23 protein-coding genes are annotated in these 23,519 nt (G+C 66.5%); 11 read left to right on the top strand and 12 right to left on the bottom strand.

The features are described 5' to 3' along the window. The first annotated feature begins 26 nt into the window (after positions 1-26). Positions 27-1,175, top strand: a complete 1,149-nt coding sequence (locus ACE3N9_RS07930) for a mandelate racemase/muconate lactonizing enzyme family protein (protein ID WP_374282592.1) — start codon at positions 27-29, stop codon at positions 1,173-1,175. Positions 1,176-1,189: 14 nt separating this feature from the next. Next, a complete protein-coding gene (locus ACE3N9_RS07935) occupies positions 1,190-2,506 on the top strand; it encodes an MFS transporter (protein ID WP_374282594.1) in 1,317 nt (438 codons plus the stop codon). A 31-nt stretch (positions 2,507-2,537) separates the two neighbouring features. Here ACE3N9_RS07935 and ACE3N9_RS07940 read toward each other — a convergent pair whose 3' ends face one another. The 4 genes from ACE3N9_RS07940 to ACE3N9_RS07955 all read right to left on the bottom strand — a co-directional run bounded on the left by ACE3N9_RS07940 (position 2,538) and on the right by ACE3N9_RS07955 (position 7,510). Further along, a complete protein-coding gene (locus tag ACE3N9_RS07940) occupies positions 2,538-3,560 on the bottom strand; it encodes an MBL fold metallo-hydrolase (RefSeq protein ID WP_374282595.1) in 1,023 nt (340 codons plus the stop codon). Between the two features lie 50 nt (positions 3,561-3,610). After that, the gene (locus ACE3N9_RS07945) at positions 3,611-6,547 is read right to left on the bottom strand and encodes a TonB-dependent receptor plug domain-containing protein (RefSeq protein ID WP_374282597.1); all 2,937 of its coding nucleotides are present in this window, start codon (positions 6,545-6,547) and stop codon (positions 3,611-3,613) included. Positions 6,548-6,608: 61 nt separating this feature from the next. Next, positions 6,609-6,899, bottom strand: coding sequence for a hypothetical protein (locus ACE3N9_RS07950; protein ID WP_374282599.1), 291 nt, complete (start codon positions 6,897-6,899; stop codon positions 6,609-6,611). Positions 6,900-7,108: 209 nt separating this feature from the next. After that, positions 7,109-7,510 carry a ribonuclease HI gene (locus ACE3N9_RS07955; protein ID WP_374282601.1) on the bottom strand — a complete coding sequence of 134 codons (402 nt, stop codon included), beginning with the start codon at positions 7,508-7,510 and terminating at the stop codon, positions 7,109-7,111. Between the two features lie 64 nt (positions 7,511-7,574). Here ACE3N9_RS07955 and ACE3N9_RS07960 point away from each other — a divergent pair, with 64 nt between their 5' ends. Continuing rightward, complete coding sequence (locus tag ACE3N9_RS07960; protein ID WP_374282603.1) at positions 7,575-8,126, top strand: pseudouridine synthase; 552 nt, start codon at positions 7,575-7,577, stop codon at positions 8,124-8,126. Between the two features lie 91 nt (positions 8,127-8,217). Here the strand turns inward: ACE3N9_RS07960 and ACE3N9_RS07965 are convergent, their stop codons facing one another. From ACE3N9_RS07965 to ACE3N9_RS07980, 4 genes are all read right to left on the bottom strand, one after another. Further along, entirely contained in the window at positions 8,218-9,369 is a 1,152-nt protein-coding gene (locus ACE3N9_RS07965; protein WP_374282605.1) for a JmjC domain-containing protein, read from the bottom strand. Between the two features lie 54 nt (positions 9,370-9,423). Continuing rightward, positions 9,424-9,765: a hypothetical protein gene (locus tag ACE3N9_RS07970; protein WP_374282607.1), complete on the bottom strand. Its 342-nt coding sequence runs from the start codon at positions 9,763-9,765 to the stop codon at positions 9,424-9,426. A gap of 182 nt (positions 9,766-9,947) precedes the next feature. After that, the gene (locus ACE3N9_RS07975; protein ID WP_374282609.1) at positions 9,948-10,079 is read right to left on the bottom strand and encodes a hypothetical protein; all 132 of its coding nucleotides are present in this window, start codon (positions 10,077-10,079) and stop codon (positions 9,948-9,950) included. Between the two features lie 124 nt (positions 10,080-10,203). Continuing rightward, a complete protein-coding gene (locus ACE3N9_RS07980) occupies positions 10,204-10,512 on the bottom strand; it encodes a GNAT family N-acetyltransferase (protein WP_374282611.1) in 309 nt (102 codons plus the stop codon). Positions 10,513-10,571: 59 nt separating this feature from the next. Between ACE3N9_RS07980 and ACE3N9_RS07985 the strand changes: the two genes are divergently transcribed. Together ACE3N9_RS07985 and ACE3N9_RS07990 are read left to right on the top strand one after the other, a co-directional pair. Further along, positions 10,572-11,567, top strand: coding sequence for a low specificity L-threonine aldolase (locus ACE3N9_RS07985; RefSeq protein ID WP_374282663.1), 996 nt, complete (start codon positions 10,572-10,574; stop codon positions 11,565-11,567). Beyond that, a complete protein-coding gene (locus ACE3N9_RS07990; protein ID WP_374282613.1) occupies positions 11,564-12,463 on the top strand; it encodes a DMT family transporter in 900 nt (299 codons plus the stop codon). Before ACE3N9_RS07985 ends, ACE3N9_RS07990 begins: the two co-directional genes overlap by 4 nt. On the opposite strand, the gene ACE3N9_RS07995 is transcribed toward ACE3N9_RS07990, so the two are convergent. Continuing rightward, positions 12,428-13,234 (bottom strand): SDR family NAD(P)-dependent oxidoreductase, encoded by an 807-nt coding sequence (locus ACE3N9_RS07995; protein ID WP_374282614.1) that lies wholly within the window; start codon positions 13,232-13,234, stop codon positions 12,428-12,430. The two genes, ACE3N9_RS07990 and ACE3N9_RS07995, sit on opposite strands and share 36 nt — an antisense overlap. 16 nt (positions 13,235-13,250) lie before the next feature. Continuing rightward, a complete protein-coding gene (locus tag ACE3N9_RS08000; protein WP_374282616.1) occupies positions 13,251-14,546 on the bottom strand; it encodes a M48 family metallopeptidase in 1,296 nt (431 codons plus the stop codon). 111 nt (positions 14,547-14,657) lie between these two features. Here ACE3N9_RS08000 and pepN point away from each other — a divergent pair, with 111 nt between their 5' ends. The 6 genes from pepN (at position 14,658) to ACE3N9_RS08030 (ending at position 21,609) form a co-directional block, all read left to right on the top strand. Further along, positions 14,658-17,270: an aminopeptidase N gene (gene pepN, locus ACE3N9_RS08005; protein WP_374282618.1), complete on the top strand. Its 2,613-nt coding sequence runs from the start codon at positions 14,658-14,660 to the stop codon at positions 17,268-17,270. Then, the gene (pgeF, locus tag ACE3N9_RS08010; RefSeq protein WP_374282620.1) at positions 17,263-18,039 is read left to right on the top strand and encodes a peptidoglycan editing factor PgeF; all 777 of its coding nucleotides are present in this window, start codon (positions 17,263-17,265) and stop codon (positions 18,037-18,039) included. Before pepN ends, pgeF begins: the two co-directional genes overlap by 8 nt. Before the next feature lie 251 nt (positions 18,040-18,290). Next, on the top strand, positions 18,291-18,857 hold the full coding sequence (gene petA, locus ACE3N9_RS08015; protein ID WP_374282622.1) for a ubiquinol-cytochrome c reductase iron-sulfur subunit: 567 nt from the start codon (positions 18,291-18,293) through the stop codon (positions 18,855-18,857). Between the two features lie 11 nt (positions 18,858-18,868). Beyond that, entirely contained in the window at positions 18,869-20,152 is a 1,284-nt protein-coding gene (locus ACE3N9_RS08020) for a cytochrome bc complex cytochrome b subunit (RefSeq protein WP_374282624.1), read from the top strand. A 26-nt stretch (positions 20,153-20,178) separates the two neighbouring features. Then, positions 20,179-20,994, top strand: a complete 816-nt coding sequence (locus tag ACE3N9_RS08025; RefSeq protein ID WP_374282626.1) for a cytochrome c1 — start codon at positions 20,179-20,181, stop codon at positions 20,992-20,994. Between the two features lie 78 nt (positions 20,995-21,072). Further along, the gene (locus tag ACE3N9_RS08030) at positions 21,073-21,609 is read left to right on the top strand and encodes an adenine phosphoribosyltransferase (RefSeq protein ID WP_374282628.1); all 537 of its coding nucleotides are present in this window, start codon (positions 21,073-21,075) and stop codon (positions 21,607-21,609) included. A gap of 107 nt (positions 21,610-21,716) precedes the next feature. Here the strand turns inward: ACE3N9_RS08030 and ACE3N9_RS08035 are convergent, their stop codons facing one another. Together ACE3N9_RS08035 and panC are read right to left on the bottom strand one after the other, a co-directional pair. Beyond that, positions 21,717-22,502 (bottom strand): CsgG/HfaB family protein, encoded by a 786-nt coding sequence (locus ACE3N9_RS08035; RefSeq protein ID WP_374282630.1) that lies wholly within the window; start codon positions 22,500-22,502, stop codon positions 21,717-21,719. Positions 22,503-22,631: 129 nt separating this feature from the next. After that, complete coding sequence (panC, locus tag ACE3N9_RS08040; RefSeq protein ID WP_374282632.1) at positions 22,632-23,480, bottom strand: pantoate--beta-alanine ligase; 849 nt, start codon at positions 23,478-23,480, stop codon at positions 22,632-22,634. Positions 23,481-23,519: the final 39 nt, after the last annotated feature.

Consider the following 23,519-nt stretch of genomic DNA (forward strand, 5'->3'; position numbering starts at 1 on the left):
GTGCCGCGAGCGGAGAGGGCCGAAGGATGAGCGCCGACAGCATTGCCGAAGTCCGGATCAGCTTGGCGTTCCTGCCACTCGCCACCCCGATCAGCGACGCCAAGGTATTCACCGGACGGCAAAAGCCGCTGACTCAGGTCGCGATGCTGTTCGCCGAGATCACCAGCAAGGATGGCCACACCGGGCTCGGTTTCTCCTATTCCAAGCGTGCCGGCGGCCCCGGAATGTACGCCCATGCCCGTGAAGTCGGGGCGGACCTGCTCGGCGAGGACCCTAACGACATCGCGCGGCTGTGGACCAAGCTGGTCTGGGCCGGGGCTTCGGTCGGGCGTTCGGGCCTGTCGGTTCAGGCGATCGCTGCGTTCGACAATGCGCTGTGGGACATGAAGGCCAAGCGCGCCGGGCTGCCGCTCGCCAAACTGCTCGGCTGCCGCCGCGATGGGGTGCCGTGCTACAATACCTCGGGCGGGTTCCTTTCGAGCCCGCTGCCCGAAGTGCTCGACAGCGTCGAACGCTCGATCGAGAGCGGGATCGGCGGGATCAAGATCAAGGTCGGCCATCCCGACCCCAAGGTCGACCTGTCGCGGCTCGAAGCGGTGGCGCGGCAGATCGACGGGCGCGTCGCGCTGATGGTCGATGCCAACCAGCAATGGAGCCGTGCCCAGGCGCTGCGGATGTGCCGGGCGATGGAACAGTACGGGCTGGTCTGGATCGAGGAACCGCTCGACGCCTACGACATCGAAGGCCACGCCGCGCTGGCCGCAGCGTTTGACACCCCGATCGCGTCCGGCGAAATGCTGGTCAGCGCGGGCGAACATTTCGCGATGATCCGGGGCAAGGCGGTAGACTTCATCCAGCCCGATGCCGCGCGCGTCGGCGGGGTAACCCAGTTCCTGCGCGTGGCGGCAATGGGCGAGGAGGCCCAACTGGCCATGGCCCCGCACTTTGCGATGGAACTGCACGTCCACCTTTCCGCCGCCTATGCCCATGACGCCTGGGTCGAACACTTCGACTGGCTCGACCCATTGTTTAACGAACGGCAGGAGATCGCCGACGGACGGATGCTGATTTCCGACCGCCCCGGGTTCGGCGTGAGCCTGAGCGAACAGGCCCGGGCCTGGACGGCGTCGTCCTGCCGGATCGATGCCGCAGGTATCAGCGACGGGGCACTGTGATGGAGGCGGGGGCGATGGAGCAGGGTTCACGCGCAGGCCGGGTCCGCTGGACGGTGCTGGCCATGCTGTTCGCCGTCACGGTCGTCAACTATGCGGACCGCGCGACCCTGTCGCTCGCCGCACCCTCGCTCAGTGCCGACCTGGGGATCGACAAGCTGCAACTGGGGATCGTCTTTTCGGCGTTCGGCTGGGCCTATGTCGCGGCGCAGGTGCCGGGCGGCTGGCTGCTCGACAGGTTTGGCGCGCCGCGCGTCTATTTTGCGGTGATCGTGCTGTGGTCGCTGTTCACGGCGGCGCAGGGCAGCGTGGTCTGGATGAGCGGCGCTACCGCGATTACCATGCTGTTCGCCTTCCGCTTCATGGTGGGTTTTGCCGAGGCCCCTTCGTTCCCCGGCAATGCCCGGATCGTCGCGGCATGGTTTCCCGCTCGCGAACGCGGCACGGCCTCGGCGATCTTCAATTCCGCGCAATATGCCGCAACGGTGGTGTTCGCACCGATCATGGGTTGGATTATCGCCGGCTTTGGCTGGCCCTGGGTGTTCGCGTTCATGGGCGCGGTCGGCCTGGCCTGCGCCGCGGTATGGCTGCGCGTGGTCAAGGAGCCGCGCCAGCACCCCCGGCTGGGCGCAGCGGAAATGGCGCTGATCGCCGAAGGCGGGGCGCTGGTCGATCCGCCGGCCGAGGCCAGAGCGCAGCCGCGCCCCGGTGAAACGCGCCGCCAGATCGGGGTGCTGCTCGGGCACCGCACGCTGTGGGGGCTGTACCTGGGCCAGTTCTTCATCAACACGCTGACCTATTTCTTCATCACGTGGTTCCCGGTCTATCTGGTCGAAGAGCGCGGGCTGTCGGTGATCAAGGCCGGGCTGTTTGCCACCGTCCCGGCGGTCTGCGGGTTCATCGGCGGGGTGCTGGGCGGGGTGTTCTCGGACTGGCTGCTGCGCAAGGGCTATAGCCTGACCATGGCGCGCAAGGTGCCGGTGGTGGCGGGAATGCTGGGCGCGCTGACGATCCTGGGCTGCGTCTATGCCACCAGCAACACCATGATCCTGCTGTTCATGAGCCTGGCCTTCTTTGGCAAGGGCGTGGGCGCGCTGGGCTGGGCGGTGATGAGCGACGTTGCCCCGCGTGATTGCGCGGGCCTGTCGGGCGGGATCTTCAACATGTTCGGCAACCTCAGCTCGATCGTCACGCCGATCCTGATCGGCTTCATCCTGAAGGAAACCGGCTCGTTCGATCTGGTGCTGGTGGTAGTAGCCGTCTCGGCGCTGGCGGCTGCGCTCAGCTATCTCCTGCTGGTCGGCAGGATCGAGCGGATCGTGACGGCGGCCTAGGCTCGCCGCGCCACGATCCGCTGCCGGGCCATCACTCGCCGGTTTCGCCCATCCGGGCCAGCTGCAGGCGCGAACAAGTGGCCAGCATCTTCACGAAACGGCTGTGCCGCTCGGTGCCGTAGACGAAGGGATTGGCATCGCCCGGCTGGGCATAGCGCACCAGCGCCTGGCGTTCGTTGGCCGACTGGTGCGACGGGTGGTTGGTGATCAGCGCATCGACCCCGGCCGCCGCGGCGATGCGGTCCCAGCGCTCCAGCGAGGCGATCTGCTGGTGCACGGTGGCGCTGGTCTGGCCGCCGCCGGTCCCGCCCATCAGGCCGACCATGTGCGACTGGCCCCGCTCGGTCACCGGGAAGATCATCGACAGCGCGCCGGGCGTGTGGCCGGGGGTCACGTGCAACCGCACCGTGGTCTTGCCCAGAGTGATCGTATCGCCGTCCTTGACCGCGATGTCGCGCCGGGGCGGAACCAGGTCGGCAAAGGGACCGCCGCCGTGGCCCGGGGCTTCGACCATGTCCCAGTCGATGGCCGACATCACCACTTTCGCGCCATAAGTGTCCTGCAGGTATTTTGCCCCGCCCCAGTGATCGCCGTGACCGTGGGTGATCAGGACATACCTGATGCGCTTCGGGTCCAGGCCCAGCTTGACCAGATTGGGCACGATGATGTCGCGCGCTTCATCCGGGCTGTTTAGTGCATCGATCAGGATGATCCCGTCGCTGGTATCCAGCGCCCAGGCCGAGACTGCGTTCTGGCCGACCGAATAGAGCTGGTCGAACACCTTGGTCGCGGGCACCAGCCCATCGTGCTGGATCGCCATGACCATCGGCCGGTCGAGCGGGCTGGTCAGGCAGCGCCAGTTGAATTCGGGCACAAGGTCGGGTCCGGCCAGCTGGCGCGCGGCCGAAAGCCAGCGCGAGGCCGCCGCCCTGTTTTCCTTCGGGAACTGGGTCTGTGCTGCGAAGGTCGCGGGTGAAGGAGGGGCCTTCTGGGCACTGGCATCCGCTGCAAGCAGGGCGGATGCAATTGTCAGGAATACGGCGGACTTGCGCATTTGGCTCTCCTGGAAAGCAGTGGGGGCGCCATTGGCGCCCCCGGATTTGTTTACATCGTGACGCGGACGCCCATTCGGTACATCCGGCCAATCGTATCGTAGAGCGACGACCCGCCGAACGGCGGCGCGCGGTGGTTGAACAGGTTGTCGACCTTGAAATAGACTTCCGCCTTTTCCAGCACCTTCACGCTGGCCCCAAGGTCGACATAGACCGCACCGGGGATGTCGTTGAAGTCATAGGTCGGGTTCTGCACGGTGGTGGCCGGGCAGTTGGAAGCGCAGACGATCGCATTGGGATCGATCTTGCCCGCGCTGACCAGGCGTTCGGTCAGGGTGATCGTCGCGGTATCGTTGGTCCACTGCTGGCTGAGCAGGCCCTTCCAGCGCGGGATGCCGTTGCCTTCGGTGTTGCTCCCGGCAAGCTGGGCGATCTGCTGACCGGCGATGCCGGTGTTGCTGATCATGTCGATCGCCCGCGTCGCAAGGCCGCGCAGCGTCAGCTTGCCCAGCTGGCCAAGCCGGACCTGATAGCTCGCCTCGATGTCGAACCCGCGCGCTTTCAGCGAAGCGAAGTTGAACGGCTTCTGGATCACCGAGGTCGGGTTGGCGCTGCCGAACGCCCCGTCAAGATCGACGTACTGGCAATAGGTCGTGTTCCCGTTGTAGCACAGGTCGACGATCTGCTGGATCGTCAGCGTCGAAATCGCCTGGTTCAGCCGGATGTTGTAATAGTCGAACGAGAGGTTGAGCCCCGGAATGAACCCGGGCCGGTAGGCCGCGCCGATTTCCCAGGTCTTGCCGACTTCGGGTTTGAGATCGACGTTGCCGATCGTCGTCGCCAGCACCTGGACGTTGCCGCCGGTCGCGCGGTTGATCACGTTCTGCGATGCCGCGGTCACCGGGGCGAACAGATCGTTGAGGTTGGGCGCACGAATATCGCGCGAGACCACGCCGCGCAGGCGCAGCCCGTCAAGCGGCGTTTCCCAGCTCGCGCCGATCTTCCAGGTGTTGGCATTGCCTGCGGTCGAATAATGCGCCGCGCGGCCACCAAGGTTGAGGTCGATCTTGCCGATCGCCGCGCTGTCGGCCAGCGGCACGCCCAGCTCGATGAAGGCTTCGCGCACGCTGTACTGGCCGCTGCCGTTCTTGAAGTTGCCCGCGAACCAGTTTGCACCAGTCGCGCTGAGCGTCGCATCGGCAGGATATTCCGCGGTGTTGGGCGTGTCGATGGTCACCCCGTTGCCGTAGGGATCGGCGCGGGTGACATAGCTTTCCTTGCGCCATTCACCGCCGAACGCGACCGAAACTTCGCCCGCCCAGGTCTTGAACGGGTTGAAGTTGAACGAGACCGCGCCCGCGTCTTCCTTGAACACGTTGAGCTGATAGGGGCCGTTGTCCGGGGCCATCCACTTGAACTGTTCGACCGACACCGGCGCGCCCGAGAAGATGTTGACCGGGATACAGCCGACTGCCCGCGCCGCCGCGCTGCTGCAGACGGTCTGCCCGCCCACCACCGAAGCGGCGATGGCAGCGTTGTAGTGCCCGTTGAGCGTGATGCCCTTGAGACGCAGGTCGGCATTGGTCTTGCCGCGCTGGTAATAGGCGTCGAACGAGACCGGCATTTCGCCGATGCTGAACTTGCCCTGCGTACCCACCACCCAGCGGGTCTGGCGGCGGTCGGTGTGGATCTCTTCGCGCAGCGGGAAGTTGGCGTTGATCGTGCCGTAGTTAAAGCTGGTCACGTTTGCCGCAGCGCAGGCCTGGGCGATCGTGGTGCTCGACCCCGGCAGGGTCACGCCCGCCAGGAACGCGTTCGAGCACTGGATCGTCAGGTTGCCCGGCTTGCGCGGGAACGCCAGCGGGCTGTTGAACGACTTGACCTTCGCCACGGTCAGCGTCCCGTAAAGTTCGATGTCCGGGGTGACGTTGTACCCGATGCGGCCATAGCCGACCGCGCGGTTGAGCGGGTTGTCGATGGTGTTGGTGGTCAGGAAGTTGTCCTGCTGCCCGCCCAGGCAGGTCGTCGCGACGCAGGGCGTGCCGAAAGCAAACTTGTAGGCCTTGCCCGAGGCGTCGAAAGCCAGGCCCTTGAGCGCGGCGGGGCCAGCGGTGATCAGGCCGTAGCGGCCGAGCGTGATGTTCTGCGCATCGTAGGGCCAGTTGAAGAACTGCGGCGAACCGGCGGGAGTGCCGGTCAGGCTGAACGAAGTCGTGCCCGAGCGGTAGGCATCGGGGCGGCCACCCGGCTGCTTGCCGCCAATATCGCCGCCGGGAACGCCCTGGTTGTCGAAGTATTCGCCCGACAGCTGGACATGCAGCCGGTCATCCAGCGCCTTGAAGCCGACCGCGATCTGGCCGAGCATCGACTGGTCGTCGCCATAGGTCGAAACGCCGCCCTGCATGTTGACCTTGAGCCCGGTGAAGCGGGTGTCGGTAACGAAGTTGACCACCCCTGCGACCGCATCCGAACCCCACGAGGCCGAGGCGCCCCCGGTCACCACATCGACGCGCTTCAGCAGCAGCTGCGGGAACTGGCTGACGTCGGTCAGGCCGGTCACGTGGCTGGCCACCACGCGCTGGCCGTCGATCAGCACCAGCGTGCGGTTCGCGCCGAGCCCGCGCAGGTTGAGCGAGGACAGCCCGTTGTTGCCAAAGCTGGTGCCGCCGTTGTTGCGGCTGTTGGACGTGCCGACCGAGCCCTGCAGCGCGGGGAGCTGCGAGATCGAATCGAAGATATTGGGCTGCGCAGCCTGCTGGATCTGCTCCATCGACACGACCGTGGTCGGCGTTGGGGCGCTGAATCCGCTCGAGGTGATGCGCGTGCCGGTGACGACGATGTCGGCGGTCTTGTCCGCGGCATCCGCATCGTCGGCCGCTTGGGCATGAGCCGCAGAAGCCGCACCAGCCAGGGCAATTGCGGCGCCCAGCGAAGCGAGCAGCCGCGCCCTGCGTGTCAGTCCAGCGGCGAAGTTCGCGTTTCCGTACATTCCGTCCCCCATGTGCGCGTCATTTGTTGCCGGGCAAATCGGAACGACCTGCCCAGCTAGTTCAATTGAACAGAACCATGGCTGCTGGGTCGGCCGAAGACCATTTCAATCCCGGCATCGGCCGATGCCAATCCGACACCAATCTGCGATCGAGCGTGACGACGCCCAATTCTTGGCTTGTTTCTATCATTCGGTAAGGTGCGGTCACTTCGTTGGATTGCGGGCGGCCAGCTTTTGAAAACCCGTCCACGGTCAATCCGGTAAGCAAATTGCAGACAGTCTTCCAAAGGTGTCGATCACCCAGCGATAGCCACTCCATTCCTGGCAACAAGAAGCGGAAGATCGCGGCCATTCTGTCAAGGCAACTGCCGCGCTGCACGAATGGCGGTTAAGGCAGCTTCTGCCGTCCAGGTTCTCGGGCTCATGCCAAAGACAGGTCTTGGCATGAAGCGGACGTCCCAAAGGCTTGCTGGGAATGACCGACTTTGGTCGGGAGCTGACGCCGTCGATGAGGCTGTGGAACGTCAGCTCCGAGGCGCATTGCTGACTCGAAATGCCGGCTCAGGCCGGGCGCGATCCGGGCGGTCCTGGTCGCCCCGGCAGATTTGCCAGTGCGATTCCGGCGAGATTCTGTGTTCGCTTGATGTAGCGAAGATTGGCGCGATTGCGCTGCGGCAGCAACTCGTCGAGGACGCGCAGGTGCGCGGCCGCCTGGCGGCTGGCCTTCACCGCTCCGGTAGCGGGACCGATCACCGCCAGCGCGTCTCCAAGCAGGACGAATTCGGCAATCTCGAGCCGGCGCACCAGCCGGACCGCTTCGATCAGCGCCAGCCATTCCGCGTCGTGGCTGTTGCCAAGGCCCGCATCCAGGCAAACATGGGCCTGCCCGCGGAGCACGACGGCCAGCTCGATCCGGCCGGGATTGGGGCGGCAGCCGCCATCGAAATAGACCTTGATCCGCATCGTTCCCCTGCATCCTTGTGCCGCGGCGCTGGCCACGGCGGCAGTATGGTGGCACGGAGCCGGAATGTCCCGGCTGATCTTGCTCAACAAGCCCTATGGCGTGCTTTGCCAGTTTACCGACCAAGGCAGCGCGGGATCGGCGCGGCCGACCCTGTCGGGATTGCTGCAGGTGCCGGGGGTCTATCCGGCCGGGCGGCTTGACCGCGACAGCGAGGGGCTGTTGCTGCTGACCGACGATGGCCGGTTGCAGGCGCGGATCGCCGACCCGCGCTTCAAGCTGCCCAAGACCTACCTGGTGCAGGTCGAAGGCGAACCCGGCGAGTCCAGCCTGGACAAGCTGCGCCGGGGGCTGGTGCTGAACGATGGCCCGACCCGGCCCGCCGAAGCCAGAAGGATCGCCGAGCCCGCCTTGTGGCCGCGCGACCCGCCGGTCCGGTTTCGCAAGAGCGTCCCCGATTGCTGGATCGAACTGACCCTGCGCGAAGGCCGCAATCGCCAGGTGCGGCGCATGACCGCCGCGATCGGCCATCCGACCTTGCGGCTGGTCCGGTGGCGGATCGGCGACTGGTCGATCGACGGGCTGGGCCCCGGCGAATGGCGCGAAATCAGGGTCTAGGGTCAGGACCCATTGGCCGCGCCTTCGCTCCTCGCGACAGGCCATTTTGACTCAAACCTCGAAGGCGCGGCCAATGGGTCCTGACCCTGGGTCAGTCTTCCTCGTCGAAGGCGACACTGCCCTGGTTGCACAGCGCCAGCAGCAGTTCGGCGCAGGCACCAGGCCGGGACATTTCAGCAGGCAAGGGCGGACTGTCCTGCGCGCACAGGGCGCGGGCGAAGTCTGCTGCGGCAGCCGCGCAGTCAAAGCACTGGCCATCGACGAACAGCAGCACATCGCCCTTGGCCGTGGCGGTGAAGGCAAAGCGGCTGGCCGGATTGCGGCACAGCGGCACACCGGCAGCGGCCATTGCGGTCACTTCGGCCAGGGTCAGGGGCTGCGGCAGGGACCAGTCAATCTCGGGATATTTGGGCGTGGTGTTGTATTGGCCGAACCAGCGGGCAAAGCTGGCCGGGTCAAGCAGCCGTTCCACGGTCAGGCGTTGCAACTCGGCGAGGGCGGCCGGGGTGATCTCGCCGGGATTGGCCTGCAAGGCCAGGTCCGGGTCGCGGTAGTGGATGTCGTCCGCCTCGGCGGCCAGCACGTGGTCGCACCACTGCGCGATCAACTCGCTGCGGGCCGGCGCGCGAAAGCCGACCGAATAGGTCATGCAGCCATCGCCGATGGCCACGCCGTTGTGGGCCAGGCCGGGCGGCAGGTAGAGAATGTCGCCCGGTTCCAGGATCCATTCCCCGCTCGGCTCGAACTCGGCCAGCAGGCGCAAATCCGGATGCGGCAACAACGGGGTATTGGCGTCGCACAGGGGCCCCACCTGCCACCGCCGCCGGCCCGCGCCCTGCACCAGGAACACGTCATACTGATCGAAATGCGGGCCGACCCCGCCGCCGTCGCTGGCATAGCTGACCATCACGTCGTCGATCCGCCAGCTTGGGATGAAGCGGAACGGTTCGATCAGGGCGGCCACAGCGGGATCATGCTGATCGACCGCCTGGACCAGCAGGGTCCACGGCGTTTCGCCCAGCCGTTCGAACCGGTCTTCGCCAAACGGCCCGTGTTCCAGGGTCAATCCGGCGGCGCCGTGCACGACCAGCCGCGATTCGACCCCATCCTCCAGCGCCAGGCCGGCCAACTCGTCCGGCTCAAGCGGATTGGTCCATTGCCGCCAGGGGTTGCGGATCAGCAGCGGCTGCTTCTGCCAGTAATCGCGCAGGAACGCGGCCGGATCGAACTGGTTGAACTGCATATGGCCTCGAAACTGCTGCGGACTGGCGCTGCCAGTGGTTGCCCTGATCGAAGATCAGCGTTGCTTCTTCGCGATCGGCGCGGTGAAATCGGGATCCTTGTTGGCCACCCAGTCAACGAATTTGCGCACCGCCGGGTTCGCCAGCAGGCCCTCCACGTCCATCCCGTAGCGCTGCAATTCGGAATTGGTGAAATTGGCGATCAGGGTCTGCTGGCAAATGCCGTGCATCGGCACAACCTCGCGCCCGCCCCGGCTCTTGGGAACGGGATGGTGCCAGACGATGGTCTTGCCGGTTGGCCGGCCGCACAGCCAGCATGGCACCGCCGCCGCCGCCGCCTCTTCGTCCACGTCAGGCAGATCGCCATAAGGGCCATGTTTCGAATGCTTGCGGGCCATGGTTCAGTCTCGATTGGCTGGAGTGCGGGCGCAGACCTTTAGTGGCTGCGCCGCGCACTGCAATGACTGCCACGGCGATAGACCGGTTCCGCCCCCGGATCCGCAGACGACCACGCGCTGCTATCCGGGGCGAATTCCCTGGTCGCGCGGTGCGCTCCGCCGGGGGCGGGCGCAGCCGCGCATCATTCGAATACGCGCGGGCTGCCGGCTGCCGGGGTGTCCAGCTTGCGCAGCACGTCGCGCCCGTCGCCGGTGTGGTGCAGCCAGACATAGATCGTCGCCACGCTGGCCATGGCGTAGAAGATGTAACGCATCCGTATCGCTCCTTTCGCCCCTGGTCGGGCCGAGCAGTGCCGCGGCGGGGTGAATTCCGCCTTGCCGAATGCACCCAGCGCGAATGGTCAACGCTTTAACCATGCCGCGCAAACCATGTTTGGTTCAGGCCCGCAGGTCGGCCCAGTCGGGGTGGCGGCGGAACTGGGCCTCGACATAGCTGCACGTGGGATCGATCCGGAAGCCTTGCGCGCGCGCATCGGCAATCAGCGCCTCGACCAGCCGGGCGGCCACGCCGCGCCCGCCGATCTCGGGCGGGACCAGGGTATGGTCGGCCACGCGCACTTCGCCCACCGCATCATCGCGGCGCACCCAGGTCAGCCGGCCGATCGCCTGCGCGCCGGGCAGGTGGGCGTGGTATTCCCCGGCGCGTTCGCTGCCGTGGCGGGTGATGGTCACTTCACTTTGGTCCATGCCGGGCTCCCTGTCCGCAACTTGACGCGGGGGGCAGCCCCGCGCCATGCAAGATGGCGATGCAGTTCCTGTCCGACAATGCCGCCATGGTCCATCCCGCCGTCTGGGCGGCGATGCAGGCCGCTGACGCTCCTGACGCGCCTTATGACGGCGATTCCTGGAGCCGTGCGCTCGATGAACGCTTCTCGGCCCTGTTTGAGCGGCCTTGTGCAGTGTTGTGGGTGGCCACGGGCACGGCCGCGAACTGCCTGGCATTGGCCACGATGGTGCCCCCGCACGGCGGCGTGATCTGCCACCGCGAGGCCCATATCGAGATGGACGAAGGCGGCGCGCCGGGCTTTTTTACCCATGGTGCCAAGCTGTTACTGGCCGACGGGGCCGGGGCAAAGCTGGACGGCGCGGCGATCCGCGCGGTGATCGATCCGATCCGCAAGGACGTTCACCAGGTCCAGCCCCACGCCGTCTCGATCACTCAGGCCAGCGAATATGGCCTGACCTACAAGCCGGACGAACTTGCTGAAATCGCTCGTGTTTCATGGGAAACAGGGCTGAAACTGCACGTCGACGGCGCCCGCTTCGCCAACGCCGCCGCCTCGCTGGACTGTGAACCCTACGCCGCCTGCGCCGGCGCCGATGTCCTCTCGTTCGGCTGCGTCAAGAACGGCGGGATGAGCGCGGAAGCCATCGTCTTCTTCGACGAAAGCCTGGCCGACGTGGCCCGCTATCGCCGCAAGCGCGCCGGGCACCTGCAATCGAAAGGGCGGTTCCTTGCCGCGCAGATCCTCGCCATGCTGGACGGCGACCTGTGGCTGGCCAACGCCCGCGCCGCCAACCACGCCGCGCAGGAACTGGCCGCCGCCGCAGGCCAACGGCTGCTCTATCCGGTCGAGGCGAACGAGATCTTCCTGCGCCTTTCCCCGGCCGAACGCGAGGCGCTGCGCGCGCAGGGCTTCACTTTCTATGACTGGGGAGCGGACGCCGCCCGGCTGGTCACCGCCTGGAACAGCGCGCCGGATCACGTGACCGCGCTGGCCCGCGCGATCGCCGCACTATGAGCGCGGGGGCCGAAGCGCGCCAGACCCGCTCGATCGCCGCGTTTCTGCTGGTCGCGCTGATCTGGGGGTCGACCTGGCTGGTGATCAAGGACCAGATCAGCGCGGTTCCCCCCGGCTGGACCGTGACCTGGCGCTTTGCCCTCGCGACCCTGGGGATGTTCGCCCTGGCCGCGGTGCGGCGCGAATCCCTCCGACTGGAGCCGGCGGCGCTGCGGCTGTCGGTGGCCATCGGGCTGTTCCAGTTCTTCGGCAATTTCCAGCTGGTCTACCGCTCGGAACACTACCTGACCTCGGGGCTGGTCGCGGTGATCTTCGCGCTGCTGCTGGTGCCCAACGCGCTGCTGGCGCGGCTGTTCCTGCGCGCGCCGCTGTCGGGGCGGTTCCTCGCCGGAACGGGCGTGGCGCTGGCGGGCATCGCGCTGCTGCTGACCCACGAATACCGCGCCGCCCCGGCCGCCGGCGGCGTGCTGACCGGGATCGCGCTGGTCGGCTGCGCGCTGCTCTGCGCGTCGAGCGCCAATGTCCTGCAGGCGACCGAACTGGCCCGCCGCCAGCCGGTAGTGCCGCTGATCGCCTGGGCGATGCTGTGGGGGACGCTCGCCGACGCGCTGTTCGCCTGGGTCACCTCGGGCCCGCCGGTGCTCGATCCGCGGCCGCAATACCTCTGGGGCATCGCCTATCTCGCGCTGATCGGCTCGGTGGTTACTTTCCCGCTCTACTTCGCGCTGATCCGCGATTGGGGGCCGGGTCGGGCGGCCTATAACGGCGTGCTGGTGCCGGTGGTGGCGATGGCCCTGTCGACCGCTTTCGAAGGCTATCGCTGGACCGCGCTGGCCGCCGCCGGATCGGTGCTGGCGCTGTCAGGCCTGCTGATCGCGCTCGGCGGACGGCGTTAGGCACGACGCCAGCCCTTCACGGTAGCTCGGATAACGCGGAGTCCAGCCCAGTTCGCGCCGGGCCTTGTGGTTCGCGATGCGGCGGTTTTCGGCATAGAAGGCGCGGGCCATCGGGCTGAGCCCGGCCTCGTCCAGGCTTTGCAGCGGCGGCGGCGCGAGGCCAAGCAGGCGGCAGGCATGTTCGATCACCGCGTTCTGGCTGCACGGTTCGTCATCCGCCAGGTTCCAGGCCCCCGGCGGCGCGTCCAGCGCGGCGAGAACGCCGCTGACGATATCGTCGACGTGGACCCGGCTGAACACCTGGCCCGGCAGGTCGATCCGGTGGGCCTTGCCCTCGCGCACCCGCTCCAGCGCGGAGCGACCCGGGCCGTAGATGCCCGGCAGGCGAAACACCCGCGCCCCGCACACCAGCCAGGCGGCATCCGCCTCTGCCCGCGCCGCGCGGCGGCCGGTGCCGGTCGGCGCGCTCTCGTCCACCCAGGCCCCGCCGGTATCGCCATAGACCCCGGTGGAGGAGAGATAGCCGAGCCACTTGCCCGCCAGCATCGGGCCATAGGCATCGAGCACCGGATCGCCCAGATCGCCGCCCGGCGGGACGGACGACAGGACATGGCTGGCATCGGCCAGCGCTAGCCGCACATTGCCCGCATCTTCGAACAGCAAGGTGCCGCTGCGCCCGGTGGACACCACGTCCCACCCCCGCGCTTCGAGCGCTGCTGCAAGCCGGGCGGCGGTGTAGCCAAGGCCGAAGATGAAAAACCGGGGTTTCATGTCACATCACTGCAGATCATTGCGGGGCGGGCTGCTCCTGCACCATTGGCGGGGGCGTGACCATCTGTGCGCTCGGCACATGGTCCTTTTTCCACTGCATCGCCATGCGTACCCGGGTTGCCCCCGATGGGTGGTCGAAGAACAGCATTTCCTCGATCGGACCGGGTTCGATCTTGCGGTATTCCGACAGCTTCATCGCGGTCAGGGCAAAGCCGTCCGGCTCGCGCGCGACGTCGAGGCCGAATGCGTCGGCCTCGCTTTCGTTGACGCGGATCAGCGTGTTGGTGACGGGCGTGGCGAGCAGCCCCAGCACCGCGATCAGCATGCCGATCACCGGCATCGAGGCGGGGTCGGCCAGGTCCCTCACCCCCCAGCGCGCGCCATACCGCGCGATCAGCGCGGGCGCCACGCGCGCGATGACGAACAGGATCGCGCCCGCCAGCAGCGACAGGACCAGGATGCTGCGCCAGACATGGCCCAGCACGTAATGGCCCATTTCGTGTCCCATCACCGCCGCCGTTTCCGGCAGGGTGGTGCGGTTCAGCAGGTTGTCGTTGAGGCTGATCCGGATCGTCGGCCCCAGGCCCGAGACGTTAGCGGAAATCCGCTTGGTCTGCTTCGATGCGTCGAACAGGTAGATGTGTTCGGATGGCACTCCGCGCGACTGGGCCATGGCGACGATGCGGTCACGCACCGGGCCGGCCGGCAGCTCGGTATACTTGTTGAACAAGGGGGCGATATAGACCGGCGCGATCAGCGCGCCGAGCAGCACGAAGCCCAGCACCACGCCGGTGCCCAGCATCCACCAGTTCCCGGGAAAACGGCGGATCACGGCATAGATCGCGGTGATCAGCAGCGGCATCAGCACCAGCGAGATCACCGCCCCTGTCGCCTGATCGCCCAGCCAGCCGCCGAACTGCTGGTTCATCAGCCCGTATTGCCGCTCGCGCACGAAGCCGGTGTAGACCGTCCAGGGGAAGGTCACGATCATGCCCCACAGGACATAGAGCGCCGCCGTTGCCCAGACCACCATGCCGGTCCGCTTGAACCGGCGCGCCGCCCAGTCGCGCAGCCGGGCCGACAGGGCAAAGCGCAGCAGGAGCGCATCAGCCAGGAACGAGACGAGCGCGCCCCACAGGATCACCCAGTAGCCGCCTTCGAAATAGGCGTCGGACTTGGCCCGGGCCGCACCCTGCAAGGTATCGAGATAGGCCCGCGTTGCCGTTTCGACATCGAAGGCCTGCCCCTGGGCCAGCGCCGGGGCGGCCAGCATGGTCAGCGCGAGTGGAACGAGCGCAAGGCGTGATTTCATGGCAGGCTTTCCGGCTGTGTTATCTTGCTAATACGGGTGCGCTGCCACGCCGTGCCTGTCAAGCGCAACATTGCCCTTGGCCTTCGGGGGCAAGGCCCCCTAGATGGCTTCATGATCGACGCCAGCCTGAACGTTCCCGCCGCCCCGCAGGTCATCCGCCGCGAAGACTATCGCCCGCCTGAATGGCTGGTGCCGGAAACCCGCCTCGACTTCACCCTCGGGCTTGAGCGGACCCGGGTCCGCGCGCGCCTGACCGTCCAGCGCGGGGGCGAGGCCGCCACTGCGCCGCTGCGGCTCAACGGCGATGGCCTCAAGCCGGTCGTCGTCCGGGTCGATGGCGCAGCGATCAACGATTGGACCATGGACGGCGACGATCTGCTGATCCCGCTGGCCGGCGCGGCCCATGCGGTCGAAGTCGAGACCGAGATCGAGCCTGCCGCCAACAGCCAGCTGATGGGGCTCTATGCCTCGAACGGGATGCTTTGCACCCAGTGCGAGGCCGAGGGCTTCCGCCGCATCACCTTCTTCCCCGACCGGCCGGACGTGCTCTCGGTCTATACCGTGCGGATGGCCGGGGCGAAGGACCGCTTCCCGGTACTGCTGTCCAACGGCAACTGCACCGCCACCGGCGACAACGGCGATGGCACGCACTGGGCCGAATGGCACGATCCCTGGCCCAAGCCGAGCTATCTGTTTGCGCTGGTCGCGGGTGATCTGGTCGCCAACCACGACAGCTTCACCACGCTGAGCGGCCGCAAGGTCGATCTCAACATCTGGGTCCGCGAGGGCGACCAGGATCGCACCGGCCACGCGATGCAGGCGCTCAAGGATTCGATGCGCTGGGACGAGGAAGTGTTCGGGCGCGAATACGACCTGGACCTGTTCAACATCGTCGCCGTGTCGGACTTCAACATGGGGGCGATGGAGAACAAGGGGCTCAACGTCTTCAACACCCGCTACATTCTGGCCGATCCCGACACCGCGACCGATCTCGACTATGACGGGATCGAAGGGGTGGTCGCCCACGAATACTTCCACAACTGGTCCGGCAACCGCGTGACCTGCCGCGACTGGTTCCAACTGAGCCTGAAGGAAGGCTTCACCGTGCTGCGCGACCAGCTGTTCAGCCAGGACATGGGCAGCGAGAGCGTCAAGCGGATCGAGGACGTGCGGGTGCTGCGCAGCGCCCAGTTCCCCGAGGATAGCGGCCCGCTGGCCCATCCGATCCGGCCGGATGCCTACCAGGAAATCTCGAACTTCTATACCGCCACGGTCTATAACAAGGGCGCCGAGGTGATCCGGATGATGCGCACGCTGGCCGGGCCGGAGCGGTTCCGCCAGGGCACCGACCTCTATTTCGAACGCCACGATGGCGAAGCGGCAACCTGTGAGGACTTCGTCCGGGCGATGGAGGAAGGGGCGGGCCTTGACCTTGGCCAGTTCCGCCTGTGGTACTCGCAGGCCGGCACGCCGCGCGTCGAAGCGCGGCTGTCCCATAGCGGCGATGTGGCGCAGTTGACCCTGCGGCAGACCGTGCCCGCCACCCCCGGCCAGGCCGACAAGCAGCCGATGGTGATCCCGCTGCGCGTGGCGCTGTTTGACCGGAAAACCGGGAAACACGATGGTGAACAACTGGTTACACTGCGCGAACCTCAAGTTACCTTGAGCTTTCCGGGATTCGCCGAATGCCCGGTGCTGTCGCTCAATCGCGGCTTCTCCGCGCCGGTTGCAATCGACGCCGATCTTGCCGCGGCGGACCTGGTGTTCCTGGCCGCGCATGATGACGATCCCTTTGCCCGGTACGAGGCGATGCAGCAGCTGGTGGTCCAGCATCTCGTCGCCGCGATCGGCGGCGGGATGCTGTGCGATGCCGAACGGCAGGCAGGGCGCGAGGCGATCAGGGGTGCGCTCGCAGCGGTCATCGCCGATCCCGCGCTCGACGATCTGATGCGCGGCGAACTGATGATCCTGCCAGGCGAAGCCTATCTGGCCGAGCAGTTCCTGGTGGCCGACCCCGGCGCGATCCATGCCGAACGCGAAGCGCTGAAGGCCTGGCTGGGCGCCAGCCTGAAGGCCGAGCTGCGCGAGCTGCACGCCCGGGCCAGCGCGGTGCCCTACAGCCTCTCGGCCGAAGCCCGCGGCAGCCGCAAGCTCAAGACCCAGGCGCTGGTCTACCTCGCCGCCGGGGCGCCGGATGAAGCCGCGTTGCTCGCTGCCGCGCAGTATGACGCCGCCGATAACATGACTGACCGGCAGGGCGCGCTGATGGTGCTGTGCGGGCTGGAAACCCCGCTGCGCGAGGACCGGCTGGCCGCTTTCCACCAGCGCTTTGCCGGCAATGCACTGGTGATCGACAAGTGGTTCTCGCTCCAGGCAGGCTCGCTCCACCCGCGCGTGCTCGATCACGTCAAGGCGCTGGCTAAGCATGCCGACTTCACGATGACCAACCCCAACCGGGTCCGCGCGCTCTATATGGCAATGGCGGTCAACCCGGGGGCGTTCCATATCGCAAGCGGCGAAGGCTACCGGATCGTTGCCGACCTGATCCTCGCGCTCGATCCGATCAATGCGCAAACGGCGGCGCGGTTTGTCGCCCCACTGGGCCGCTGGCGGAGGATCGAGCCAGGCCGTTCCGCGCTGATGCGGGCCGAGCTGGAACGGATCCTGGCTGCGCCCGGCCTGTCGAAGGATACCTTCGAGCAAGTGAGCAAGAGCCTTGGCTGACCCGGTCGAGGTATTCCGCGCCGCGGCGCTGGACGGGCTGCCCCACGGCTTCCTGGGGCGGCGCGGCGGCGTGTCCACGGGGCAGGTTGCCGGGCTCGACATGGGCACGCGGGCGATGGACCCGGCCGATCCCCGGCTGGTGCCGGTGTGGGAGAACCGCCGACGGGGCGTGGCCGCCGTGCTGCCCGGCGCGCGGCTGGTCACGGTCTACCAGGTCCACGGCGCCGACTGCGCGGTTGCGGGCGATTGGGACGAGGCGGCGCGGCCCCATGCCGATGCCCTGGTTACCGATCAGGCGGGGGTCTTGCTCGGCATTCTCACCGCCGATTGCGCCCCGGTGCTGCTGGCCGATCGCCAGGCCGGCGTGGTCGGCGCGGCCCATGCCGGGTGGAAGGGCGCCGTGGCCGGCGTGACTGACAGTACTATTGCCGCGATGGAACGACTGGGGGCGGACCGCGCCCGAATCGCCGCCGCGGTCGGTCCCTGCATCGCCCAGACCAGCTACGAGGTGGACGCGGCCTTTCGCAGCCGGTTCCTCGCAGACGGCGCGGATTGGGAACGGTTCTTCGTGCCCGGGCGCGCGGACCACTATCAATTCGATCTCGAAGGTTATGTTGCCGCACGGCTTGAAAAGGCCGGAATTGCGAGGGTTGAACGGCTTGGACTGGATACATATGCCGATCCCGACCGGTTCTTCAGCTTCCGCCGGGCGACCCATCGCGGCGAAGCGGATTATGGCCGCCAGATCAGCCTGATCGGCCTGCCCTGACCCTGCCTACGGGGGCCATGCGGACCGCTCCACAATTCGTGTAAAAAACGCTGTTGGCAGCGCGGCCCTTCGCGTCTATCAGGCCCCCCAAACCGTTCGCCCGCCCGGCGCTTCGTGGCGCGTGCGCGGTTGGTTCAGGGGGGTTCCAAGGTTTACCGGCGGGGCATCTCCAAAACACGATTTGGTGCGGATTTCCGTTGGTGCAAGGGGCGCTTTCGGGGATTCCGGCAAAGAGCAGGATAGGTTCGACCATGGCACAAGATGCTGGCATCGACACTCCGGCCGCCGCAGGCGGCGAAGGGGTTCGTCGGCGCGATTTCATCAATATCGCTGCGGTGAGCGCGGCCGGGATCGGCGGTGTTTCGCTGGTCTACCCGCTGATCAGCCAGATGGCCCCTTCGGCCGACGTTCTGGCCGAAAGCTCGACCGAGGTCGACATCAGCGCGATCCAGCCGGGCCAGGCGGTCAAGCGGATCTTCCGCAAGCAGCCGGTGTTCATCCGCAACCTGACGGCCAAGGAAATCGAGGAAGCGAACCAGGTTGACGTCACCAGCCTGCGCGATCCCGAAACGCTGGCCCAGCGCACCAAGGAAGGCCATGAAAACTGGCTGATCACCATGGGTGTCTGCACCCACCTCGGCTGCGTCCCGCAGGGCGCCGGCGAGGGCGAGGTGAAGGGCGACTTCCAGGGCTATTTCTGCCCGTGCCACGGCTCGCACTACGATGTCGCCGCGCGCATCCGCAAGGGTCCGGCTCCGAAGAACCTGCAGGTGCCGCCCTACGAATTCACCTCCGACACTGTCGTCAAGATCGGCTGAGGGTCCCGACCATGAGCTTTCCCTGGGCAAAAGAATACAAGCCGAGCCACCCCTTCATGGTGTGGATGGACGAGAAGCTGCCGATCCCGCGCCTCGTCTACAGCGCGGTTGGTGGCGGCTATGAAGTGCCGCGCAACCTGAACTACATGTGGAACTTCGGGTTCCTCGCGGGTCTGTGCCTGATGATCCAGATCGTCAGCGGCGTGGTCCTGGCGATGCATTACGGCGGCAACACTCAGGTCGCCTTCGATTCGACCGAGCACATCATGCGCGACGTCAACTGGGGCTGGATGCTGCGCTACGGTCATGCCAACGGCGCCTCGGCGTTTTTCGTCGTGGTCTATGCCCACATCTTCCGCGGATTCTATTACGGTTCGTACAAGGCCCCGCGCGAGATGATCTGGCTGCTGGGCGTAGTGATCTTCCTGCTGATGATGGCCACCGCCTTCATGGGCTATGTGCTGCCGTGGGGCCAGATGTCCTACTGGGGTGCGCAGGTCATCACCGGCCTGTTCGGAGCGATCCCGCTGGTCGGCGAACCACTGCGCGAATGGCTGCTGGGCGGTTTCGCGCCCGACAACGCCGCGCTGAACCGCTTCTTCTCGCTGCACTTCCTGCTGCCCTTCGTGATCCTGGGCGTGGTGATCCTGCACATCTGGGCGCTGCACATCCCGGGTTCGTCGAACCCGACCGGCGTCGAAGTGAAGAGCGAAAGCGACACCGTGCCGTTCTTCCCCTACTTCGTCGCGAAGGATGGGTGGACGATCGGCCTGTTCATGATCCTGTACAGCGCCATGGTGTTCTTCATGCCGAACGCGCTGGGCCACCCGGATAACTACATCCCGGCGAACCCGATGCAGACCCCGGCGCATATCGTGCCCGAATGGTACTTCTGGCCGTTCTACGCGATCCTGCGCGCCTTCACCCAGGACTTCTTCATCGTGCCTGCAAAGCTGATGGGCGTGCTGGCGATGTTCGCGGCGATCCTGGTGTGGTTCTTCCTGCCCTGGCTTGACCGTTCGCCCGTGCGTTCGGCCAATTATCGCCCGCTGTACCGCAAGTTCTTCTGGTTCGGCCTGATCCCGGCGATGGTCGTGCTGTTCTACTGCGGCGGCGCCCCGGCCGAAGAACCCTACGTCATGCTCAGCCAGGTGGCTGCGCTCTATTACTTCGCACACTTCCTGATCATCGTGCCGATCGTCTCGTCGATCGAACGGCCCGATCCGCTGCCCTTCTCGATCACCGAGGCCGTCCTGGGCAAGGACGACAACTCGGTGCTGGACCACCAGGGCTGACCTCAGGCTGACGGAAAGAGAGAACCATGATCCGCATCTTTTCCATCCTGGTCGGGCTGTTCTTCACGGTGGCCCTTGCCTGGTCACTGCTGCTGGGCGGCATCAACCTGTCGAAGGACGGCCTGCCGCACACGGTCGAGAAGGCCTTCCATGAGCACCCCAAGCCGCTCAGCCTGTCGAGCGACGGCTGGTTCGGCAAGTTCGACCGCCAGCAGCTGCAGCGCGGCTTCCAGGTTTACCAGGAAGTCTGCGCCGCGTGCCACTCGCTGAAGCATGTCGCCTACCGCGATCTCGCGGACCTTGGTTACAGCGAAGCTGAAATCAAGGCGATTGCCGCCAAGGCGACGATCACCGCCAAGGATCCCCTGACCGGCGAGGTCAAGGATCGTCCGGGCCTGGCCGCCGACAAGTTCCCGCCGGTGGTCTATGCCGGCCAGGGCGTCCCGCCCGACCTGTCGCTGATCACCAAGGCGCGTCATGGCGGCGCGGCCTACATCCACTCGTTGCTGACGGGTTACCAGGCGCAGCCGGCCAAGCTGCTGAAGGAATACCCCGACGCCAAGACGCCGGATGGGCTGTATTACAACCCGTACTTCGCCAACCTGAACCTCTCGATGCCGGCTCCGCTGACCTCGGAAGGCCAGGTGACCTATGGTGACGGCACCAAGGCCACGGTTGACCAGATGTCGACGGACGTATCGGCGTTCCTCGTCTGGACTGCCGAACCGAAGCTGGAAAAGCGCCACCAGACTGGCGTGTGGTGGTTGGGCTTCCTGATCTTCGCCACGATCCTGGCCTACATGTCCTACCGCAACATCTGGGCGGAGAAGAAGGGCCACTGAGCCTTGCCCGCCTGAGGCGAGCAATCAGCGCCCCTTGCACCCCGGTGCAGGGGGCGTTTGCTTTGGAAGGACTGCGGAATGACCCCTGATCAGTTGAAGGCGCTGGTGCGGACCATCCCGGACTTTCCCAAGCCCGGCATCCTGTTTCGCGACATCACGACCCTGATTGGTGATGGACCCGGCTTTGCGGCAAGCGTCGCCATGCTGGCGGATCAGGCCGCCGCCGCCGGGGCGCAGGCGATTGCCGGGATGGAAGCGCGCGGCTTTATCTTCGGCGCGGCGGTAGCCGCACGGTTGAACCTGCCGTTCGTGCCGGTGCGCAAGCCCGGTAAGCTACCGGTTCCGGTGCTGGCGATCGACTATGCCCTGGAATACGGCACCGACACGCTCGAGGTCGATCCCGGCGCCATTGCCGTTGGCCAGCGTGTGGTCATTATCGATGATCTGATTGCCACGGGCGGGACCGCCCTGGCTGCGGCGCAGCTGCTGAACCGGGCCGGCGGCGTAGCCCAGCACGCCTTGTTCGTGATCGACCTGCCGGACCTGGGCGGCGCAGACCGGCTGCGCGCTGCCGGTCTGACGGTCGAGGCACTGATGGACTTTCCCGGCCACTGATCGCCGGCCGAAGTTGGCAGGCTCTGCGGCAAGAGCCGGGGGCCATGCCAAACGGTGCTGTGGGGGCAGGCGGGCCGGAACGGAACGGGTCCGGCCCGCCCCGTCACTCAAGGCTTGGCCTGGGGCGCGGCTTCTGCCGCATTGTCTGGCAGGCCGCCCAGCTGGCTGACCAGCTTGGTATAGGCATCGAGATAGGCCAGCACGATGACCTGTCCGATCTCGGTGTTCTGGTAGCCGCCACCGGCCGCACCGCCAAAGGTGCCGCCGCTGAACACACCCCCGCCGGCGCCCCAACTGAGATCGCTCTTGCGGTAGTAGCCTTCGACCAGCGCTTCTTCGACGGTGGTGCGGGCGTTGACGACCGACAGGGTCACGTTCGCCTCGCCCTTCTTGACGCTGATCCCGCCGGCGACTGCGCCAAGCGCCCCGCCGAAACCCCCAAACCTGCGGCCGATGCCGCCGAGCACTGCCCCGGCGCCGCCGCCGCCGGAATTGCGGTTCGCGGTAACGATATCGGGTTGCAGGAAGTAGTCAGCCGCTTTGACCTGGCCCTTGCCGAGGTTTGAGCCGTCCTGCAGTTCGCCATTGTCAGCCATGGCGCGTTCCATGGCGCGGCTCTGCATCGAGCGGCCCCGGTTGACCAGGCTGAAGCAGCCGGATTGCTGGACGAAGATCTTGATGATCGCCTCGGGGCTGCCAAGGCTCATCTCGCGCCACCACTGGTTGTCCGGTTCGACAATCGCGACGGTTCCGAGGTTCTTGGTGCAGCGCGGGATGTCGCGCGTGCCCTTGGCCTGGGCCTTGCGGCCAGAGGAGCCCTTGTCGGCGGCCAGCGACGGGGTAGACCCGATCGTCAGGGCCAGCGCGATGGCGGTGGCTATGGTCTTGCGCATAGGAATAACATCCTCCCTGAAACAGGGGCGCACCGTTGGATTGCCCTCAGGCGCGGCCCGATACGGGAAAACATAGCCTGTTTGGCTCCACCCGACTTGCATAATCGCGCCAAGCCATTGTGATTGCTGTCACACCGGCATGTTGTCTATGAGCCGCGTCCCGCCGATCCGGGCGGCCACGAACAGGCGGCCTGGCTCGTCCCCGGGACCGTCCTGCAGGGCAACGCTGTCTGCCCCGCGCACCTGCGCATAGTCGACCGAGGCAAACCCGCCCGCCAGCAGTTCGGCCTGCAAGGCGTCGAGCGCGGCGGGATAGGCGGTGCCCGCCCGCATGGCCGCGATGGCGGTCTGCATTGCCCGTGGCAGGCAGGCCGCCTGGACGCGTTGCTCGGCGGAAAGGTAGGCATTGCGCGAGCTCATCGCCAGGCCATCGGCCTCGCGCACTGTCGGCACGCCGATGATCCAGTCGACGTGCGGCAGGGTCAGGTCAAGATCGCGCGCCATGCGGCGGATCACGGCGAGTTGCTGCCAGTCCTTCTCGCCAAACAGGGCCAGGTCCGGGCGCACCTGGTTGAACAGCTTGCACACCACGGTCGCCACCCCGTCGAAATGGCCCGGGCGGGCATCGCCGCACAGTCCGCTGCTCACCCCTTCCACCGAGACATTGGTCGCATAGCCCGCCGGATACATCGCCTCTGCCGTCGGCGCCCACAGCAGGCTGACCCCTTCGCCCTCCAGCAGGCGCGAATCGCGCTCCAGCTGGCGCGGATAGGCGTCCAGATCCTCGTTCGCGCCGAACTGGCGCGGGTTTACGAAGATCGACACGGCCACGTGCGCAGCCTGCCGCCGTGCTTCGCGTACCAGCGTCAGATGGCCTTCGTGCAACGCTCCCATGGTCGGCACCAGCGCCAGCGGCCCATCCACCTTTAAGGCATCGACCGCACTGCGCAGTGGAACAAGCTGGCTGATCGTTTGCACCGGAGAATCCCCTTGGAGTAAGAACAGGTTTCGCCAGCT

It is taken from the genome of Novosphingobium sp., assembly GCF_041905565.1.
Classification (GTDB): Bacteria; Pseudomonadota; Alphaproteobacteria; order Sphingomonadales; family Sphingomonadaceae; genus Novosphingobium.

Excerpts from the sequence above, each read along its gene's own strand:
- pepN (WP_374282618.1), top strand. The coding sequence starts at position 14,658 with ATGATCGACGCCAGCCTGAACGTTCCCGCCGCCCCGCAGGTCATCCGC.
- petA (WP_374282622.1), top strand. The coding sequence starts at position 18,291 with ATGGCACAAGATGCTGGCATCGACACTCCGGCCGCCGCAGGCGGCGAA.
- ACE3N9_RS07955 (WP_374282601.1), bottom strand. The coding sequence starts at position 7,510 with ATGCGGATCAAGGTCTATTTCGATGGCGGCTGCCGCCCCAATCCCGGC.
- ACE3N9_RS07985 (WP_374282663.1), top strand. The coding sequence starts at position 10,572 with ATGCAGTTCCTGTCCGACAATGCCGCCATGGTCCATCCCGCCGTCTGG.
- ACE3N9_RS07940 (WP_374282595.1), bottom strand. The coding sequence starts at position 3,560 with ATGCGCAAGTCCGCCGTATTCCTGACAATTGCATCCGCCCTGCTTGCA.
- ACE3N9_RS07930 (WP_374282592.1), top strand. The coding sequence starts at position 27 with ATGAGCGCCGACAGCATTGCCGAAGTCCGGATCAGCTTGGCGTTCCTG.
- ACE3N9_RS08030 (WP_374282628.1), top strand. The coding sequence starts at position 21,073 with ATGACCCCTGATCAGTTGAAGGCGCTGGTGCGGACCATCCCGGACTTT.
- ACE3N9_RS08035 (WP_374282630.1), bottom strand. The coding sequence starts at position 22,502 with ATGCGCAAGACCATAGCCACCGCCATCGCGCTGGCCCTGACGATCGGG.
- ACE3N9_RS08025 (WP_374282626.1), top strand. The coding sequence starts at position 20,179 with ATGATCCGCATCTTTTCCATCCTGGTCGGGCTGTTCTTCACGGTGGCC.
- ACE3N9_RS07970 (WP_374282607.1), bottom strand. The coding sequence starts at position 9,765 with ATGGCCCGCAAGCATTCGAAACATGGCCCTTATGGCGATCTGCCTGAC.
- ACE3N9_RS07935 (WP_374282594.1), top strand. The coding sequence starts at position 1,190 with ATGGAGCAGGGTTCACGCGCAGGCCGGGTCCGCTGGACGGTGCTGGCC.
- ACE3N9_RS08000 (WP_374282616.1), bottom strand. The coding sequence starts at position 14,546 with ATGAAATCACGCCTTGCGCTCGTTCCACTCGCGCTGACCATGCTGGCC.
- ACE3N9_RS07980 (WP_374282611.1), bottom strand. The coding sequence starts at position 10,512 with ATGGACCAAAGTGAAGTGACCATCACCCGCCACGGCAGCGAACGCGCC.
- ACE3N9_RS07950 (WP_374282599.1), bottom strand. The coding sequence starts at position 6,899 with ATGGCCGCGATCTTCCGCTTCTTGTTGCCAGGAATGGAGTGGCTATCG.
- ACE3N9_RS07975 (WP_374282609.1), bottom strand. The coding sequence starts at position 10,079 with ATGCGTTACATCTTCTACGCCATGGCCAGCGTGGCGACGATCTATGTC.
- ACE3N9_RS08020 (WP_374282624.1), top strand. The coding sequence starts at position 18,869 with ATGAGCTTTCCCTGGGCAAAAGAATACAAGCCGAGCCACCCCTTCATG.
- ACE3N9_RS07995 (WP_374282614.1), bottom strand. The coding sequence starts at position 13,234 with ATGAAACCCCGGTTTTTCATCTTCGGCCTTGGCTACACCGCCGCCCGG.
- ACE3N9_RS07945 (WP_374282597.1), bottom strand. The coding sequence starts at position 6,547 with ATGTACGGAAACGCGAACTTCGCCGCTGGACTGACACGCAGGGCGCGG.
- ACE3N9_RS07965 (WP_374282605.1), bottom strand. The coding sequence starts at position 9,369 with ATGCAGTTCAACCAGTTCGATCCGGCCGCGTTCCTGCGCGATTACTGG.
- ACE3N9_RS07990 (WP_374282613.1), top strand. The coding sequence starts at position 11,564 with ATGAGCGCGGGGGCCGAAGCGCGCCAGACCCGCTCGATCGCCGCGTTT.
- ACE3N9_RS07960 (WP_374282603.1), top strand. The coding sequence starts at position 7,575 with ATGTCCCGGCTGATCTTGCTCAACAAGCCCTATGGCGTGCTTTGCCAG.